Source organism: Streptomyces sp. C1-1 (assembly GCF_050214755.1).
GTDB lineage: Bacteria > Actinomycetota > Actinomycetes > Streptomycetales > Streptomycetaceae > Streptomyces.
On the sequence record NZ_CP189826.1, the window covers coordinates 8,406,314 to 8,422,282 of the forward strand.

Consider the following 15,969-nt stretch of genomic DNA (forward strand, 5'->3'; position numbering starts at 1 on the left):
CGAGGAGCGAGTATCCCCGACGCCGCGGCCCGCACCTGCGGCGGGGCCCTGGCGCGTATCCGCCGCTTAGGCTGGGCGGATGCAGGACGAGTACCGCACAGTGGCCCGCGCGGGCGTGCACGAGACCGAGGTCAACCGTTCCCGCTTCCTGTGCGCCCTCGCCCCGGCGGCCACCGAGCGGGAGGCTCAGGACTTCGTCGCCGCCGTCCGCAAGGAGCACGCGGACGCCACTCACAACTGCTGGGCCTACGTCATCGGCGCCGACGCCTCCGTGCAGAAGGCGAGCGACGACGGCGAACCGGGCGGCACGGCCGGCGTCCCCATGCTGCAGATGCTGCTGCGCCGCGAGATGCGCTACGTCGTCGCCGTCGTCACCCGCTACTACGGCGGCGTCAAACTCGGCGCGGGCGGCCTCATCCGGGCCTACGGCGGCGCGGTCGGCGAGGCGCTCGACGCCCTCGGCACCCTCACCCGGCGCCGCTTCCGGCTGGCCACGGTCACCGTCGACCACCAGCGCGCCGGCAAGGTGCAGAACGACCTGCGCTCCACGGGCCGCGAGGTTCGCGACGTCCGTTACGGCGAGGCGGTCGCCATCGAGATCGCCCTGCCCGACGCCGACGTGGACGCCTTCCGGGCCTGGCTGGCCGACGCGACGGCAGGGACGGCGGGGTTCGAACTGGGCGGGGAGGCCTACGGGGACGCGTGACGTTCCCCGCGAAACAGACGTAACGGATGTAACGGACGGCTGTGAGACTGCTCATGACGGGCCGATACGGGAGTAACCGCCCGTGATGTCGGACCCGGCCGTTAGGGTCGGGGATCATGAGGCTGTTGCACACTTCCGACTGGCATCTCGGCCGGGCGTTCCACCGGGTCAACATGCTCGGGGCCCAGGCCGAGTTCATCGGCCACCTGGTCACGACCGTGCGCGAGCACGCCGTGGACGCGGTGGTCGTGTCGGGAGACGTGTACGACCGGGCGGTGCCCCCGCTGGCCGCGGTCGAGCTGTTCGACGACGCCCTGCACCGCCTCGCCGACCTCGGCGTCCCGACGGTGATGATCTCCGGGAACCACGACTCGGCCCGCCGGCTCGGCGTCGGCGCCGGCCTCATCGGGCGCGCGGGCATCCACCTGCGCACCGAGCCGGCCGCGTGCGGAACACCGGTGGTGCTCACCGACGCGCACGGGGACGTGGCCTTCTACGGACTGCCGTACCTCGAACCGGCTCTGGTCAAGGACGAGTTCGGGGTGGAGAGGGCCGGCCACGAGACGGTGCTCGCGGCCGCCATGGAGCGCGTCCGCGCCGACCTCGCCACGCGCGCGCCCGGCACCCGCTCCATCGTCCTCGCCCACGCCTTCGTCGCCGGCGGCGAGGCCAGCGACAGCGAAAGGGACATCACCGTCGGCGGGGTCGCCTCCGTGCCCGCCGGGGTCTTCGAGGGCGTCGACTACACGGCACTGGGCCACCTGCACGGCTGCCAGACCATCACCGAGCGGGTCCGGTACTCCGGCTCCCCGCTGCCGTACTCCTTCTCCGAGACCGACCACCGCAAGACCATGTGGCTGGTCGACCTCGACGCCGAGGGCGCCGTCACCGCCGAACGCCTCGACTGCCCCGTGCCGCGCGCGCTGGCCCGCGTCCGGGGCCCCCTGGAGGACCTGCTCGCCGACCCCCGTCTCGCGCCGCACGAGGAGGCGTGGGTCGAGGCGACCCTCACCGACGCCGTCCGCCCCGCCGACCCCATGGCCCGCCTCACCGAGCGCTTCCCGCACACCCTCAGCCTGCTCTTCGACCCCGACCGGGCCCCGGACGACCCCGACGTGTCGTACGCCCGACGGCTCGCGGGCCGCAGCGACCAGGAGATCGCCGAGGACTTCGTCGCCCATGTGCGTGGTGCGGGACCAGACGAGCGCGAACGGACCGTGCTGCGGGACGCGTTCGACGCGGTGCGCGCGGACGAGGCCCTGCGGGAGGTGGCGCGATGAGGCTGCACCGGCTGGACATCACCGCCTTCGGCCCCTTCGGCGGCTCCCAGTCCGTCGACTTCGACAGCCTGTCCGCGGCCGGGCTGTTCCTCTTGCACGGACCGACCGGCGCCGGCAAGACGTCCGTCCTGGACGCCGTGTGCTACGCGCTGTACGGCACCGTCCCGGGCGCCCGCCAGAGCGGCCAGGGCCTGACCCTGCGCAGCGACCACGCGGCGATCGGCACGCGCACCGCGGTGACTCTCGAACTGACCGTCGCCGGACGCCGACTGGAGGTCACCCGCCAGCCGCCCTGGGAGCGGCCCAAGAAGCGTGGCACGGGCACCACCCTCGAAAAAGCGCAGAGTTGGCTGCGCGAGTACGACGCCACGGCCGGCGCCTGGAAGGACCTCAGCCGCTCCCACCAGGAGATCGGCGAGGAGGTCACCCAGCTGCTCGGCATGAGCCGCGAGCAGTTCTGCCAGGTCGTGCTGCTGCCCCAGGGCGACTTCGCCCGCTTCCTGCGCGCCGACGCGGAATCCCGCGGCAGGCTGCTGGGCCGCCTCTTCGACACCCACCGCTTCGCCGAGGTCGAGAAACGCCTCGCCGAGCGCCGGCGCGCCGCCGAGGCCCAGGTCCGCGAGAAAGACGCGACCCTGCTGGCCGACGCGCACCGCATGCAGCAGGCGGCCGGCGGCGCGATGACACTGCCGGAACTGCAACCGGGCGAGCCGGGGCTGGCCGAAGCGGTGCTGACCGCCGCCGCCGTCGCCCGCGCGACCGCCCGCGAGCAGCTGACGATCGCCCACTGCCGCCTGTCGGCCGCCGAGTCCGGACAGGCGGCGGCCGAGCGGGAACTCGGCGAGGCGCGCGAACTGGCCCGGCTGCAGCAGCGGTTCGCCGAGGCACGGGAGCGCGCCGCACGGCTGCAGGAGCACTCCGACGCCCACCGGGCGGCGCAGGAACGCATGGAACGAGCCCGCAAGGCCGAGGCGGTGGCGCCCGCTCTCGAACTGCGGGACGCGGCCGACGCGGAACACCGCAGGGCGGCCCAGGCGGAGGCCCGCGCGCGTGCGCTGCTGCGCGATGCCTACGCCGCCGAACGCGCGGGCAGTGCGCCGGGAGAGGGTTCCGGGGAACCTGCCGGTGATGTGGACGCGTCCGCCCACGCCGGGGCGTCCGGGGCGTCCGGCCTCGCGGTGGCCGCGCCGGGAGAGGGTTTCGGGGAACGTGCCGGTGATGTGGACGCGTCCGCCCACGCCGGGGCGTCCGGGGCGTCCGGCCTCGCGGTGGCCGCGCCGGGAGAGGGTTCCGGGGAACTTCCCGGTGATGTGGACGCGTCCGCCCACGCCGAGGCGTCCGGGCTCGCCGTCGCCGCGCGGCGGGCGGCCGAGGAGCTGGGCGGGCTGGAGTCGGCCCGCCGTGCCGAGCAGCGGTTGGACGGACTTCTCGCGGAACGTGCCGGGCTGGACCGGGAGGAGCGGTCCGACGCGGAGGTCCTGCAGGAGGCCGAGGCATGGCTCGCCGGCTGGGAGGAGATCCGCGCGGGCCTCCAGGGCGCCGTCGAGTCCGCCCAGGAAGCGGCCACCCGGGCCGAGCAGCTGGCCGTGCAGCGGGACCCCGCCCGCAGGAGGCTCGCCGCGGCCCGGCAGCGCGACCAGTTCGCGCGGGACACCGACGACGCCCAGCGGCAGGTGACCGCCGCCACCGAACACGCCCTGAAGGCCCGCGCCGAGTGGCTGGACGTCAAGGAACAGCGGCTGAACGGCATCGCCGCCGAGCTGGCCGCCCAGCTCACGGAAGGCGAGCCCTGCGCGGTCTGCGGAGCCACCGAACACCCGGCACCGGCTCGCAAGGACGCGGGACACGTCGACCGGGAGACCGAGGAGCGCGCGCTCGCCGCCTCCCAGCAGGCCGACGAACAGCGCGCCGAGGCCGAGCGTCGCCTCGGAGTCGTTCAACGGGCGCTGGCCGCCGCGGAAGGCGAGGCCGGCGACACCCCCACCGAACAACTGGCCGCCCAGGCACAGGAGTTGGAGCGGCTGTACGCCGAGGCGCGAGGGGAGGCGTCCGCGCTGCACACCGCGGGCGAGCGGCTGCGCCAGGCCGAGCAGGAGCACGAGCGCCGAGTCGCCACCCGGCAGCAGGCCGCCGTACGGGCCGCCTCCCGGGTCGCCCGCCGCGACGCCCTCGACCGGGAACGCGCGACCCTGGAACAGGAGCTGACCCACGCGCGTGGAGCCGCCGCGAGCGTCTCCGCCCGCGCCACCCAGCTCGAGCGCCGGGTCGCCCTGCTCACCGACGCAGCCGACACCGCGCGCGCCGCCGAGGACACCGCGCAGCGCCTCAAGGACGCCGACGCCCGGCTCGCCGACGCCGCCTTCCGCGCCGGCTTCGACACCCCCCAGGCAGCGGCCGCCGCGCTCCTCGACGCGGCCGCCCACCGCGAGCTGCAACACCGCCTGGACGCCTGGCAGGCCGAGGAATCGGCGGTCCGCGCCGTGCTCGCCGAGGACGACACCGCGGCCGCCGCCCGGCGATCCCCGGCCGACGTCGCCGGCGCGCAGCGGACGGCCGCCGCCGCGGCCCAGCGCCTGCGCGAGGCCGCCTCCGCCCGCGACGCGGCGGCCCGCCGCTGCGCCGAGCTAGACCGGCTCTCCGCCCGCTCCGCCGACGGCGTCCGCGCACTGGCACCGCTGCGCGAGGAGTACGACCGCGTGGCCCGCCTGGCCGGCCTCACGGCCGGCACCTCCGCGGAGAACGAGCGCAAGATGCGCCTGGAGTCGTACGTACTGGCCGCCCGCCTGGAACAGGTGGCCGCCGCGGCGACCGTCCGACTGCAGCGCATGTCCTCCGGCCGCTACACCCTGGTCCACTCCGACGACCGCGCCGGACGCGGCCGCAGCGGTCTCGGACTGCACGTCGTCGACGCCTGGACCGGACGGGAGCGGGACACGGCGACCCTGTCCGGCGGGGAGACCTTCTTCGCCTCCCTCGCCCTCGCCCTCGGTCTCGCGGACGTCGTCACGGACGAGGCGGGCGGGGTCCGCCTGGACACCCTCTTCATCGACGAGGGCTTCGGCAGCCTCGACGACCAGACCCTCGACGAGGTCCTCGACGTGCTCGACTCCCTGCGCGAACGCGACCGCAGCGTCGGCATCGTCAGCCATGTCGCCGACCTGAGACGGCGCATCCACGCCCAGCTGGAGGTCGTGAAGGGCCGATCGGGATCGGTGGTCCGCCAGCGCGGTCAGTGACCCAGCGGGCGCCGGGGCAGCGGCGAGGAGTACACGACGCTCGTGGTCACCGAGCCGAGCGAGCCGATCTTCCCCGACACCTCCTCCAGGTGCCGCATCGAGCGGGCGGCGACCTTGATGACGAAGCAGTCGTCGCCCGTCACATGGTGCGCCTCCAGGATCTCGGGCGTCACGGCGACCAGGTCGTGGAAGGGCTTGTAGTTGCCGTTGGGGTACCTGAGCCGTACGAACGCGAGGATCGGCAGCCCCAGCCGCTCGGGGTCCACGACGGCGGCGTACCCCTGGATGACCCCCGCCTCCTCCAGCCGCCGCACCCGCTCGGTGACCGCGCTCGGCGACATGGACACGGCACGGGCCAGCTCGGCGAAACTGGCCCGGCCCGCACGCTGCAGGACGTCGAGGATGCGCCAGTCGGTGGCGTCCGGGGAAAACACGGTCATGCCCCAGAGATACCAGGGGAATCCCCGGCCGGACAGGGCGGGGGCCGTGGAAGGACACTTCAAGGTGCCGGTCGGCGACCGTAAATTTCTTGCCGTAGCGAGAGAACGTCGGCGAAAGGCCAGATCATGACCAGCACCACCACCGCCGTGAACCCGGTCCTGCGCGTCGCCCCGGCGGCCCCGGCCGAGGCGGCCGCCCACTTCCGGGCGAGCCTCGCCTTCCACGCCGACGTCTCCGACGTGGCGGCCGCGCTCGCGGCCGACGGCGATCCCGGCTTCGTCGTACTGGACTCCCGCTCCACCGAGTCCTGGGACCAGGGCCACATCCCCGGCGCCGTCCACCTGCCGACCGCGCTCATCCCCGAGCAGGCCGAAGCGCTCCTCGACAAGTCCGTGCCGGTCGTCACCTACTGCTGGGGCCCCGGCTGCAACGGCGCGACCCGGGCCGCGCTCGCCCTCGCCGAACTCGGCTACCGCGTCAAGGAGATGCTCGGCGGGTTCGAGTACTGGGCACGCGAGGGCTTCGCGTACGAGACCTGGGAGGGCTCCGGCCGCCGCGCCGCCGACCCGCTGACGGCGCCGGTGGGCACCGAGGACTGCGGCTGCTGACGCTTCGCCCGGTATGACCGGTCATGGCGGGTGGCCCGCGTGGAGGGTTGGGGGACACCGAAAACGGGGCACGTCCGTGCGTGTAGGTTCTTGCGCCATGGTGCGATACGCGGATCCCGGGGCGTTGGAGTGGGTGGAGTCGGGCGGCGGCCCGCTCATAGCGGTGCCGGAGACGGTCCTGCCGTTCTGGGCGGGCGCGGACGGCGAGGAGACCGCCTCCGACTACGACCGCGCCTGCGAGGTCGACGGGGTCGTCGGCCTGCTCCCGGTCGGCGACTCGGCGGCCCTGGTCCTCGGCGACGAACCCGCCTCCACCGCCTACCTGCCGGAACACGGCGCCTTCGTACGCTGGTGCGCCGCGAACTCCGAGGACGAGCTGCTGGCCGGCGTCCCGGCCGCCCTCGCCACGGCGGACTGGGAGAACGAGGTGCGCTGGGAAGTGCCGGGCGCGGTCGTGCTGTTCGACTCGGCCTGGCCCGGCGGCGACACCGGACGGACGGACTGCCTGAAGGTCCCGCTCCAGCCCGGCAGTTACTCGGTCCGCGCGGCCAACGTCCAGCCGGGGCCGGAGACCTGGCTCGGCCTCGTACAGCTACGGCGGCTCGACTGACCTGAGCCCCCGGTCCGCCTCGTCGCGTGGCTCGCCACCGACGAGGCGGACCGGATCACCGGAGACGTCATCGACTCCGCGGGCGGGATCCGGCGCCGGTCACAGCCGGGCCAGCTCGTCCACCAGGTCGTCCAGACCCAGCGAGCCCTGCGAGAGCGCGGCCATGTGCCAGGCCTTGAGGTCGAAGGACTCGCCGTGCCGCTCGCGGGCCTTCTCCCGGCCCAGCAGCCAGGCCCGTTCGCCGAGCTTGTAGCCGATCGCCTGGCCCGGGATGGTCAGATAGCGGGTCAGCTCGCTCTCCACGAAGTCCGCCGGGCGGCTGCTGTGCGCGCCGAAGAACTCCTGGGCCAGCTCGGGCGTCCAGCGCTCGCCCGGGTGGAAGGGCGAGTCCGCCGGGATCTCCAGCTCCAGGTGCATGCCGATGTCGACGATGACCCGGGCGGCCCGCATCATCTGCGCGTCCAGGTAACCGAGCCGCTGCTCGGCGTCCTTGAGATAGCCGAGCTCGTCCATCAGCCGCTCCGCGTACAGCGCCCAGCCCTCGGCGTTCGCGCTGACCCCGCCCAGCGTGGCCTGGTAGCGGGAGAGGTTCTCGGCGACGTGTGCCCACTGCGCCAGCTGCAGATGATGCCCGGGCACGCCCTCGTGGTACCAGGTGGAGACCAGGTCGTAGACCGGGAAACGGGTCTGCCCCATCGTCGGCAGCCAGGTGCGTCCCGGGCGGGAGAAGTCCTCGGAGGGCGGCGTGTAGTACGGCGCGGCCGCACCGCCGGGCGGGGCGATGCACGACTCCACCTTCCGTACCCGCTCGGCGAGTTCGAAGTGGGTGCCGTCCAGGTCGGCGATCGCCTGGTCCATCAGGCCCTGCAGCCAGTCGCGGACCTCGTCGACTCCGTCGATGTGCTTGCCGTGCTCGTCGAGGTGCGCGAGCGCCACCCACGGGGTCTCGGCGCCGGGCAGGATCTTCTCGGCCTCGCTCTTCATCTCGCCGAGCAGCCGGTGGAACTCCGACCAGCCGTACGCGTACGCCTCGTCCAGGTCGAGGTCGGTGCCGTTGAAGTAGCGGGCCCAGCGGGCGTAGCGCTCGCGGCCCACCGTGTCCGGGGCGCCCTCGATGGCGGGCGCGTACACGTCGCGCATCCAGTCCCGAAGTTCCACGACCGCCGCGGTCGCCGCCAGGGCGGCCTCGTCCAACTCCGCGCGCAGCGCCTCGGGTCCGGCCGAGGCGAAGTCCTCGAACCAGCCGCGGCCCTTGCCGTCGGTGTCCGCCCACTCGGTGAGCTGTCCGACGAACGTGGCGGTCGGCCGCGGTGCCCCGTACAGCTTGCGCTCCAGGCCGAGCTCCAGGGACTCGCGGTAGCCGGCCAGCGCGGCCGGCACACCGCGCAGCCGCTCGGCGATCGCCGCCCAGTCCTCGTCGGTCTGGTTCGGCGTCACGGTGAACACCTCGCGCACCGAGTGCACCGGTGTGCCGAGGTTGCCGACCCGGCGCAGGCCCTCCTCGGCCTCGTGCACGGCGAGTTCAGCGGTGAGCCGCTCGCGCAGCAGCCGGCCGCACCGGCGTTCGACGTCGCTGTCCGCGCCGGGTTGCCGTTCGGCCTCGTCGAGCCGGGCCAGGGTGCGGCGCGCCAGCTGCGCCAGCGCCTCCTGGCCGCCGGGCGAGAGGTCGGGCAGCCTGCTGGAGCTCTCCTTCACACCGAGGTACGTACCGGTCACCGGGTCGAGGGCGATGACCTCGTCGACGTACGTGTCGGCGACCTGACGGGGCAGCATGTTCGTGGTCTGGGACATGCGGTCCATCCTCACCCGACGGTCCGCCGCACGTCACCCCGATTGAGCCGAGGGCGAAGGCGGCAGCAGCGGTCCGCAGTCCCACTGCTGGAAGATCAGGCGCGTCTCCACGCGGGCCACCTCCCGCCGGGACGTGAACTCGTCCAGCACCAGACGCTGCAGATCCGTCATGTCCGCGACGGCCACATGGACCAGATAGTCGTCCGGTCCGGTCAGATGGAAGACGGTACGGGACTCCGGCAGGGCCCTGATCCGCTCCACGAACGGCCCCACCAGCTCCCGCCGATGCGGCCTGACCTGCACCGACAGCAGGGCCTCCAGACCCCGCCCGAGCTTGGCCGGATCGAGCCGCAGCTGGTGTCCGAGGATCACCCCGCAGCGCCGCAGCCGCGTCACCCGGTCCAGGCACGTCGAGGCCGCGACGCCCACCTGCGCGGCGAGGTCACGGTAGGTGGTCCGGGCGTCGTTCTGCAGCAGGCGCAGAAGATGAAGGTCCACCGGATCCAGTACGACAGAATCGGCCATTGGCCGAACGTAGCACGGTGTCCGGCCCATGAGCCCCGGCCGTTGTTCACGCTTCGGGCATGGAGTCCACGAGAGCTCTGGCCACCGAGGCCGTGCACGCCGGCCGTGACGACCTCGCCCGGCAGGGGCTGCACGCCCCGCCCATCGACCTGTCGACCACCTACCCCTCGTACGACAGCCGTGGCGAGGCGGCCCGCATCGACGCGTTCGCCACCACCGGCGCCGAGCCCGACGGCCCGCCCGTCTACGGCCGCCTGGGCAACCCGACCGTCGCCCGCTTCGAGACCGCGCTGGCCCGCCTGGAGGGCACTCAGTCCGCGGTCGCCTTCGCCAGCGGGATGGCCGCGCTGAGCGCCGTCCTGCTCGTACGCGCCTCCCTGGGCCTGCGCCATGTCGTCGCCGTACGCCCTCTGTACGGCTGCAGCGACCACCTGCTCACCGCGGGACTGCTCGGCTCCGAGGTGACCTGGACCGATCCGGCCGGCATCGCCGACGCCCTGCGCCCGGACACCGGGCTCGTGATGGTGGAGTCCCCGGCCAACCCGACCCTCGCCGAAGTCGACCTGCGCGCCGTCGCCCACGCCTGCGGCTCGGTCCCGCTGCTCGCGGACAACACCTTCGCCACTCCGGTCCTCCAGCGCCCGGCCGGCCTCGGCGCGCGGCTGGTACTGCACAGCGCCACCAAGTACCTCGGCGGACACGGCGACGTGATGGCGGGCGTGGTCGCCTGCGACGAGGAGTTCGCCGGCCGGCTGCGCCAGGTCCGCTTCGCCACCGGTGGTGTCCTGCACCCGCTCGCCGGCTACCTCCTGCTGCGCGGTCTGTCGACCCTGCCGGTCCGCGTCCGCGCCGCCTCCGCCAACGCCGCCGAACTCGTGCGCCGCCTGTCCGCCGACCCGCGGGTCACCCGCGTGCACTACCCGCGCATCGGCGGCGCGATGATCGCCTTCGAGACGGCCGGCGATCCGCACGAGGTGATCGCGGCGGTCCGTCTGATCACCCCGGCGGTCAGTCTGGGCAGCGTCGACACCCTCATCCAGCACCCGGCGTCGATCAGCCACCGCATCGTGGACGCGGACGACCGTCGGGGCGCCGGGGTCGGTGACCGGCTGCTGCGGATGTCGGTGGGTCTGGAGGACGTGGACGACCTGTGGGCCGACCTGGACCAGGCGCTGGGGGAGCGTCCCGTGAGGGGCGCGGGGACCCGCGCGAGCGGGCACGACTGGGCCGCACCCGCCGACGCGGCCCCGGCCGCTACGGTGCTTCCGCGTTCGTGACCCTCACCAACCCGGCGTCCACTCCGAGCCGGGCCGTGATGACCAGGGTGCCCTCCTCGATCTGGTAGTCGAGGGGGAGCCCCAGGCCCCGCATGGCGGCAACCATCCCGGTGTTGGAGGCCTGCGTCACGGCGTACACGCTCTCGCAGCCGGCCTCGGCGGCCAGCGCCACCAGCCGCTCCAGGAGCTCCGCGCCGATGCCCCGCCGCTGCCACTTGTCCTCGACGAGCAGCGCGACCTCGGTCTCGTCCCCGTCCCACAGCAGATGGCCGAGCCCGACGACGCGGCCCGACGCGGTCTGCACGGCGAGCGTCCGGCCGAAGCTCGGGCTGAGCAGGTGGTTCAGATAGCGGTCCGCGTCCCCGACCGGCCCGTGGTAGCGCATGGAGAGCGTCCGGGAGGAGCACCGTTCGTGCATCTCCCGCGCCGCCTCCAGGTCACCCGGGCCGGCCCGGCGCACCGTGATCTCGTTGCCCTCGGGCAGCGTCAGCACGTCCCGGCCGCGCGGCACCCGCGGCCCGAGCCGCGCGTCCAGCTCCACCAGTGCCCGCGCCCGGGCGAACTCGGTCGGGGTGAACGGCAGATACGGCCGCTCCACGGTGATCACGCCGCCTTCCGGCGCCCGCAGCCGCATCACCGTGTCGTCCAGCACTCCCTCCAACGGCACGCCCTCCGGGCCGCGGCCGCCCCCGACCGGCGTGGCCGGCAGCTGGCGAATGGTGCACCGGCCCAGCAACTGCCGCAGCGCCAGCGGCAGTTCCGCCGCGTCAAGGGCGGTGCGGGCCGCGAGGCCCAGCACCCGGGTCGGCGCGTCCACCAGGTCGTGGGCGTCGGCCCGCTCCATCCAGGTGTCGACGCCCCCGGCCCGCGCGACCACCTGCGTGAGTTCGGTCGCCATGAGGCCGCCGGGAGCCCGCAGCAGGAACTCGTCGACGGTGCCCTCGGCCAGCGGATGCGTCTGCAGGCTCAGGATGTCGACGCGCTGCCCGGCGAGCGCCATGCACAGGGCCGCCAGCGACCCCGGTTCGTCCTTCACCGTGGTCCGCATCCGCCACAACACGCTTTCGTCCGGCCCGGCCTGCCGCTCACTCGGCAACGGCCGGGCACCGGTATCGCCTGCCGCCGGTGGCGCGTGTCCGTGGCGGCGTGACCACCACGTCTGGAACGCCGAGGCGAGTCCCGCCACGCCGCTTCGCCGGTGGTGCCCCCAGCGGCCCTGTTCCTCTGTCGTCCCATCAGACATGTCTCGACTCATGGAACCACTGTGAAGGAAACGTGTTGCGTGATCACGAACGGTTTGTGACTGATCGGTAAAGCGTGCTTATGTTCCTTTTGTTGATTTCTTTACGATTAGGGTGTGCCGCTTTCCGCTCATGCGGCCATCTCCCATGTCAGCGCGCTGCGCAACCGCCGTGCCTGCGCCACGATCCGGGACGAGCCGCGCCGGTCCGCGGTCTGCGCGAGGTGCGGTATCTCACCCCGGGCCCCGCAGCGTTCGGCGCATTCCGCACCCACGGCCAGCAGTTCCCCGAGCCCACGGGCCGAGGCTCCCGCACCGCCCGTCGCGAACTCGGCGAGCAGGAGGGGCAGCGTGTGCCGGAGCATCTCCCAGACGGTGGCGTCGGCGCCCGTGGCCGCCGCGGTCCGGGCGGACTCCGCGAGCCGCAGGGGCTTGACCGCGCCGCGCCGCAGGAGCTGCCCGAGGTCCGCGCCGAGCCGGGCCGGGTCGAGCTGGCCGCGTGCCGCCAGCGTCAACAGCGCGTCCACGGCGGCGAGCCGATCCTCCGCGTGCCGGGCGCCGAGGCCGTAGGCCAGGCCCAGGTGCACGGCCTCGCCGGCCGCGCCGCCGGACTCCGCGAGCTGCGGCAGGACTGCGGCACCCCGGTCGTCGTCCACGGCCAGGGCCGACAGATCCCGCAGCAGCCGCACGGCGACGAGCTCGCGCCGCTCGGGCAGCACGGCCAGCCAGTGCGGACGTGCGTCGTCGTTCCAGTGGTGGCAGTACCAACGGTCGGTGAACACCCCCACCGGACGGCCCAGATACCGGAACTCCTCCGGGAAGTCACCTCGCAGCTCCGGCAGTTCATCGCACTCCAGCAGGATGCGGCTGCCCGAGATCCGGCGCCGGGTCGCCGGCTGCGCGTCACCCGGTGCGCCCAGCCAGTCGGCGAGCCGCGCGCCCTCCTTCGTGCCGAGAGCCGCGGCTCGCTCGGCGGCCCGCCCGGCTGCGGGCCGGTCCGCGCGCCGCACCCGCAGCAGCGCCTGTGCGAAGTCCGCCGCCGACACCCGCGCGCCCAGCCGCCGGTACTCGTCCAGCCGGTCCACCAACTCGTCCGGCTCCAGCAGGCCCGTGCTCCAGGTCGGGGTCGACAGCAGGAAGGGCAGCGGGTCCGTCCGCAGCCGGTACGCGACCTCCCACAGCCGGCCCGCGAAGGCCCGGGCCAGGGCGCTGTGCCCGCACGCGCGGGCCGTGGAACCGTGCTGGACGAACGCGCGCGGTGTTTCGAGGTCCACCTTTTCGAGGAGGGCCGCCAGGAGGAGGTCGAGGCCGTCCTCCGCGTCCGCCACGGCGAAGTCGCTCCTGCCGAACCGGCTCGCGTACCGCAGGCCGCTCTCGGCGTCGTACCACCAGCGGCGGGCGAACACCGGTCCGAGCGCCTCCACCAGGGCCTGCCGGTCGTGGTACGCGTGGCGCACCAGTCCGTCCAGCGCCCGCTCGAACCCGGCCACCCCGGGCTCGCTCTCCATGGCCGCCCCCACCTCCTCGGCGACCTCGGCCGCGGAGACCGGAGCGGGTTCGAGGCGCGTGGGAACCGGGACCGGCGGAAGCACCTCCTCGTACGGCGCCGGGTCGGCCGACGCGGTCGTGGTGCCCAGGAGCCGGACCGCGCGGACGCGCAGCCCCGGGATCAACTGCTCCACCTCCGCCGCGATCTCACCGCGCATTCCGTCGCTGTCCGCCTTCTTCAGATGCCGCTCCACCAGCTTCAGCGCCCGCTCCTGCACGTCCGAGTCCTCGTGGCCAAAGGCCCGGGCGACCACGGGCAGCAGTTCCCCGGCCGTGCCGGCGTCCTTGGCGAGGACCTTGCCGAGCAGCACGAGCTGGGCACGCACCAGCTTCTTCTCCGTGCGGAAGAGCACCGCCGACGACATCTCCGCCAGCCGGCGGCTGCTCAGTTCCCCGTCGAGGACCAGGGCGGACAGCACCGACTGGGCGTGCGAGGCCACGGGGGAGACCGCGTCGCAGGCCAGCGCCAGCCAGTCGGCGGTCCGCTGCCGTTCCTCGTCCCTGGTGAGGTCCAGGCCCTTCAACAATCGCAGGAAGAAGCGCTGTTCGCTGGTGGTACCGCCCCGCAGCAGACGGGCCACGCACGCGTCGACCATCACCCCGCGCTCCACGAGCCCCTCGGCGGCCAGCCCCGACAGCGCCCCCGTCCAGCTGTCCGGCCCGTCGCCCCGCGGCCATTCGAGCAGGCCGCCGATGTCGTTCATCGCGAACAGAGCCGCCACGAGCTCTCCGAGATGAGGATCCGGGCGCATGCGGTCGAGCAGCGTGCCCCCGCGCTGCCAGGCCCAGCCCACGTGCCCCATCCAGCCCCGCACATACGCGTCCGTGGTCGGCACCGAGCAGCCCGACAGCCGGACCAGACCCGACATCAGTTCGTACGGCACCCTGGAGGCGGCCGGACGCTGGGCGAGCCGGTGCGTCAGATCGGCCAGCCACTCCGGAGAACGGTCGCCGAGCAGCCGCAGCAACAGGGCCGCGGACGTCCCCGACCAGCGCATGTCGGCGGCGGCGATCCAGGCGGCGACGGCTGCCGCACCCGTCTGGCAGGCCACCCCCGCCGCGTACAGCGGAGGATAGGCGCGACGGGACGCCGCGTCCCAGGGGGCCGCTCTGAGCTCCTTGCGCAGGGCCTTCAACTCCGGGAAGGCCGCGCGCCGTTCGGCATCCGTGAGCTCGTCGAGCAGCCCGATCACCTCGGCCGTCCGCCCGGACCGAACCGCTTCCATCAACGCGCTCATCGCGCACCCCCGTCGACTCGAACCGTCTCCTGCCGTGCCGCGGCACCCCGCCGCACCATCCGCACCGCCAGCGCGTGCTTGCACGGCCCGCGTCCGCCCCGGTACCTCGCCCACCACTGACAGCTGCAGCTGAGCACCCCCGCCTCGTCCCGCACCCGGTGGACATGCCCGTCCTCGGCCGTGACCCTCCCCAGAACGCCCTCCAAGGTGACGGCGCCCGCGGCGACCAGTACCCGGGCCGAGCGCAGCCGGGGGTTGTGGCGCTCCACGCGCTCGGCGTCGTAGGGCAGCTCACGGTGGAAGTAGGCCGCCTCCGCGGTGTCGTACCCGACGCGGCCAGAGGTGCCCAGGCGCACCAGGGCAGCCCGCACCCGCTCGGCCGTGAGGCCGCAGGACGCGGCGAGGTCGGCGATGTCGATACGGGGCTCCCAGGCGAGCAGCACGGAGACCAGCTCCGCGTCCTCGGCGGCCTCGTCCGTGGCCAGCGCGTCCAGCACGCCGCCCTCACCGGAGAAGCCCCGGGAGGCGTCGGGCGACAGGGTGAGCGTGAGCCGCATCCCCGGCAGCACGGCCTCCCAGGCGCAGGCCGTGGAGGCGCCGTCGGTGGCCGCGGGACCGTAGACCCGCAGGGCCGTGGCGTACCGCAGCACGCGCTGCAGCGCGACCAGCCGCTCCGGGCCGGGCAGGCACACCGCGCCCGGCACCGCCCGGGTGGTCGGCCGCAGTCCACGGCCGGCCGGTACCACCCACCGCGGCCCGGTCGCGGCGCCCCGCCCACCCCCGCGGGGCAGGGTGCGCAGGAACCGGACGGCCTCGGCGGCGGAGAGCTCGGCCCGCAGATCGAAACCGGCCGCGATGACCTGGGCCTCGGCGAACCCGCGCAGCCACCGGTCGGGCAGCGGCACCTTCTTCTCCACGACCGGACCGTCCAGCGTGGTCACCGACAGCTCCTCGGGGCCGACCCGCAGATGGAGAGGGTCGTCGGAGCCGATGCGGGAAAGGGCCTCACGCAGCGGGTTGTTGACGTCGACGTTGGTCGTGCCGTGCCCGACCTCGGCGCCGTCGAGGCCCGCGGCCAGCACGTCGAGGCGGGCGTAGACCCCGCCGCAGCCCGAGAAGGACTCGAAGCGCAGCCGGTCGCCGTTGCCCGTCACCACGGGGTCCAGCGAGGCCGGCAACTGCCGCTGGTAGTACCGGGCGGCCGCCACGTCCGCCACCGCCAGCAGTCCGGCGGACGCCGTCCGGGGCGACGTCAGAAAGCCCGCGAAGAAGCGGGGATGGTCCTCGGCGCCGGTGGGCGTCGCACCCCGGGAGGTCTCGAGTCCCAGGCGTCGCCCACCCGCCGAGGACTCCAGCACGGAGGGTCGGCGATAGGCCACGGCCTGCAAAGATCGCGTCATGGAAAAACCGTAGAGGCGACCACTGACAATCGGTCCCGACCTGCGAAAACGAGCTCTCGACAGGGGAGT

At 74.0% G+C, this 15,969-nt stretch carries 12 protein-coding genes and 1 pseudogene; 7 read left to right on the forward strand and 6 right to left on the reverse strand.

Features of this window, described 5'->3' with window-relative positions; all coding sequences use genetic code 11:
• Positions 1–79: 79 nt before the first annotated feature.
• The 3 genes from ACQF4J_RS38275 (at position 80) to ACQF4J_RS38285 (ending at position 5,222) form a co-directional block, all read left to right on the forward strand.
• Positions 80–706 carry a YigZ family protein gene (locus ACQF4J_RS38275; protein WP_351473033.1) on the forward strand — a complete coding sequence of 209 codons (627 nt, stop codon included), beginning with the start codon at positions 80–82 and terminating at the stop codon, positions 704–706.
• Between the two features lie 116 nt (positions 707–822).
• The gene (locus ACQF4J_RS38280; RefSeq protein WP_427167811.1) at positions 823–1,986 is read left to right on the forward strand and encodes an exonuclease SbcCD subunit D; all 1,164 of its coding nucleotides are present in this window, start codon (positions 823–825) and stop codon (positions 1,984–1,986) included.
• Positions 1,983–5,222 (forward strand): AAA family ATPase, encoded by a 3,240-nt coding sequence (locus ACQF4J_RS38285; RefSeq protein ID WP_427167812.1) that lies wholly within the window; start codon positions 1,983–1,985, stop codon positions 5,220–5,222. The genes ACQF4J_RS38280 and ACQF4J_RS38285 overlap by 4 nt, the downstream gene beginning before the upstream one ends.
• Here ACQF4J_RS38285 and ACQF4J_RS38290 read toward each other — a convergent pair.
• Positions 5,216–5,662 (reverse strand): Lrp/AsnC family transcriptional regulator, encoded by a 447-nt coding sequence (locus ACQF4J_RS38290; protein ID WP_351564662.1) that lies wholly within the window; start codon positions 5,660–5,662, stop codon positions 5,216–5,218. The genes ACQF4J_RS38285 and ACQF4J_RS38290 overlap by 7 nt on opposite strands.
• A gap of 126 nt (positions 5,663–5,788) precedes the next feature.
• Between ACQF4J_RS38290 and ACQF4J_RS38295 the strand changes: the two genes are divergently transcribed.
• The 3 genes and pseudogenes from ACQF4J_RS38295 to ACQF4J_RS38305 all read left to right on the forward strand — a co-directional run.
• A complete protein-coding gene (locus tag ACQF4J_RS38295; RefSeq protein ID WP_351802713.1) occupies positions 5,789–6,271 on the forward strand; it encodes a rhodanese-like domain-containing protein in 483 nt (160 codons plus the stop codon).
• A gap of 97 nt (positions 6,272–6,368) precedes the next feature.
• Entirely contained in the window at positions 6,369–6,881 is a 513-nt protein-coding gene (locus ACQF4J_RS38300) for an immunity 21 family protein (protein ID WP_427167813.1), read from the forward strand.
• Positions 6,882–6,977: pseudogene (locus ACQF4J_RS38305) on the forward strand (SDR family oxidoreductase); the annotation flags it as partial.
• Positions 6,978–6,980: 3 nt separating this feature from the next.
• On the opposite strand, the gene ACQF4J_RS38310 reads toward ACQF4J_RS38305, so the two are convergent.
• Both ACQF4J_RS38310 and ACQF4J_RS38315 read right to left on the reverse strand, forming a co-directional pair.
• Positions 6,981–8,672, reverse strand: a complete 1,692-nt coding sequence (locus tag ACQF4J_RS38310; RefSeq protein ID WP_427167814.1) for a DUF885 domain-containing protein — start codon at positions 8,670–8,672, stop codon at positions 6,981–6,983.
• Positions 8,673–8,705: 33 nt separating this feature from the next.
• On the reverse strand, positions 8,706–9,197 hold the full coding sequence (locus tag ACQF4J_RS38315; RefSeq protein WP_351564671.1) for an Lrp/AsnC family transcriptional regulator: 492 nt from the start codon (positions 9,195–9,197) through the stop codon (positions 8,706–8,708).
• 59 nt (positions 9,198–9,256) lie between these two features.
• On the opposite strand from ACQF4J_RS38315, the gene ACQF4J_RS38320 reads away from it, so the two are divergent.
• Positions 9,257–10,474, forward strand: coding sequence for a trans-sulfuration enzyme family protein (locus ACQF4J_RS38320; protein ID WP_427167815.1), 1,218 nt, complete (start codon positions 9,257–9,259; stop codon positions 10,472–10,474).
• On the opposite strand, the gene ACQF4J_RS38325 is transcribed toward ACQF4J_RS38320, so the two are convergent.
• The 3 genes from ACQF4J_RS38325 to ACQF4J_RS38335 all read right to left on the reverse strand — a co-directional run bounded on the left by ACQF4J_RS38325 (position 10,452) and on the right by ACQF4J_RS38335 (position 15,900).
• Complete coding sequence (locus tag ACQF4J_RS38325; RefSeq protein ID WP_351802709.1) at positions 10,452–11,729, reverse strand: GNAT family N-acetyltransferase; 1,278 nt, start codon at positions 11,727–11,729, stop codon at positions 10,452–10,454. The two genes, ACQF4J_RS38320 and ACQF4J_RS38325, sit on opposite strands and share 23 nt — an antisense overlap.
• A 116-nt stretch (positions 11,730–11,845) precedes the next feature.
• Positions 11,846–14,500, reverse strand: coding sequence for a DUF6493 family protein (locus ACQF4J_RS38330; RefSeq protein WP_427167816.1), 2,655 nt, complete (start codon positions 14,498–14,500; stop codon positions 11,846–11,848).
• Positions 14,497–15,900 carry an SWIM zinc finger domain-containing protein gene (locus ACQF4J_RS38335; protein ID WP_351564681.1) on the reverse strand — a complete coding sequence of 468 codons (1,404 nt, stop codon included), beginning with the start codon at positions 15,898–15,900 and terminating at the stop codon, positions 14,497–14,499. The genes ACQF4J_RS38330 and ACQF4J_RS38335 overlap by 4 nt, the downstream gene beginning before the upstream one ends.
• Between the last annotated feature and the right edge of the window lie 69 nt (positions 15,901–15,969).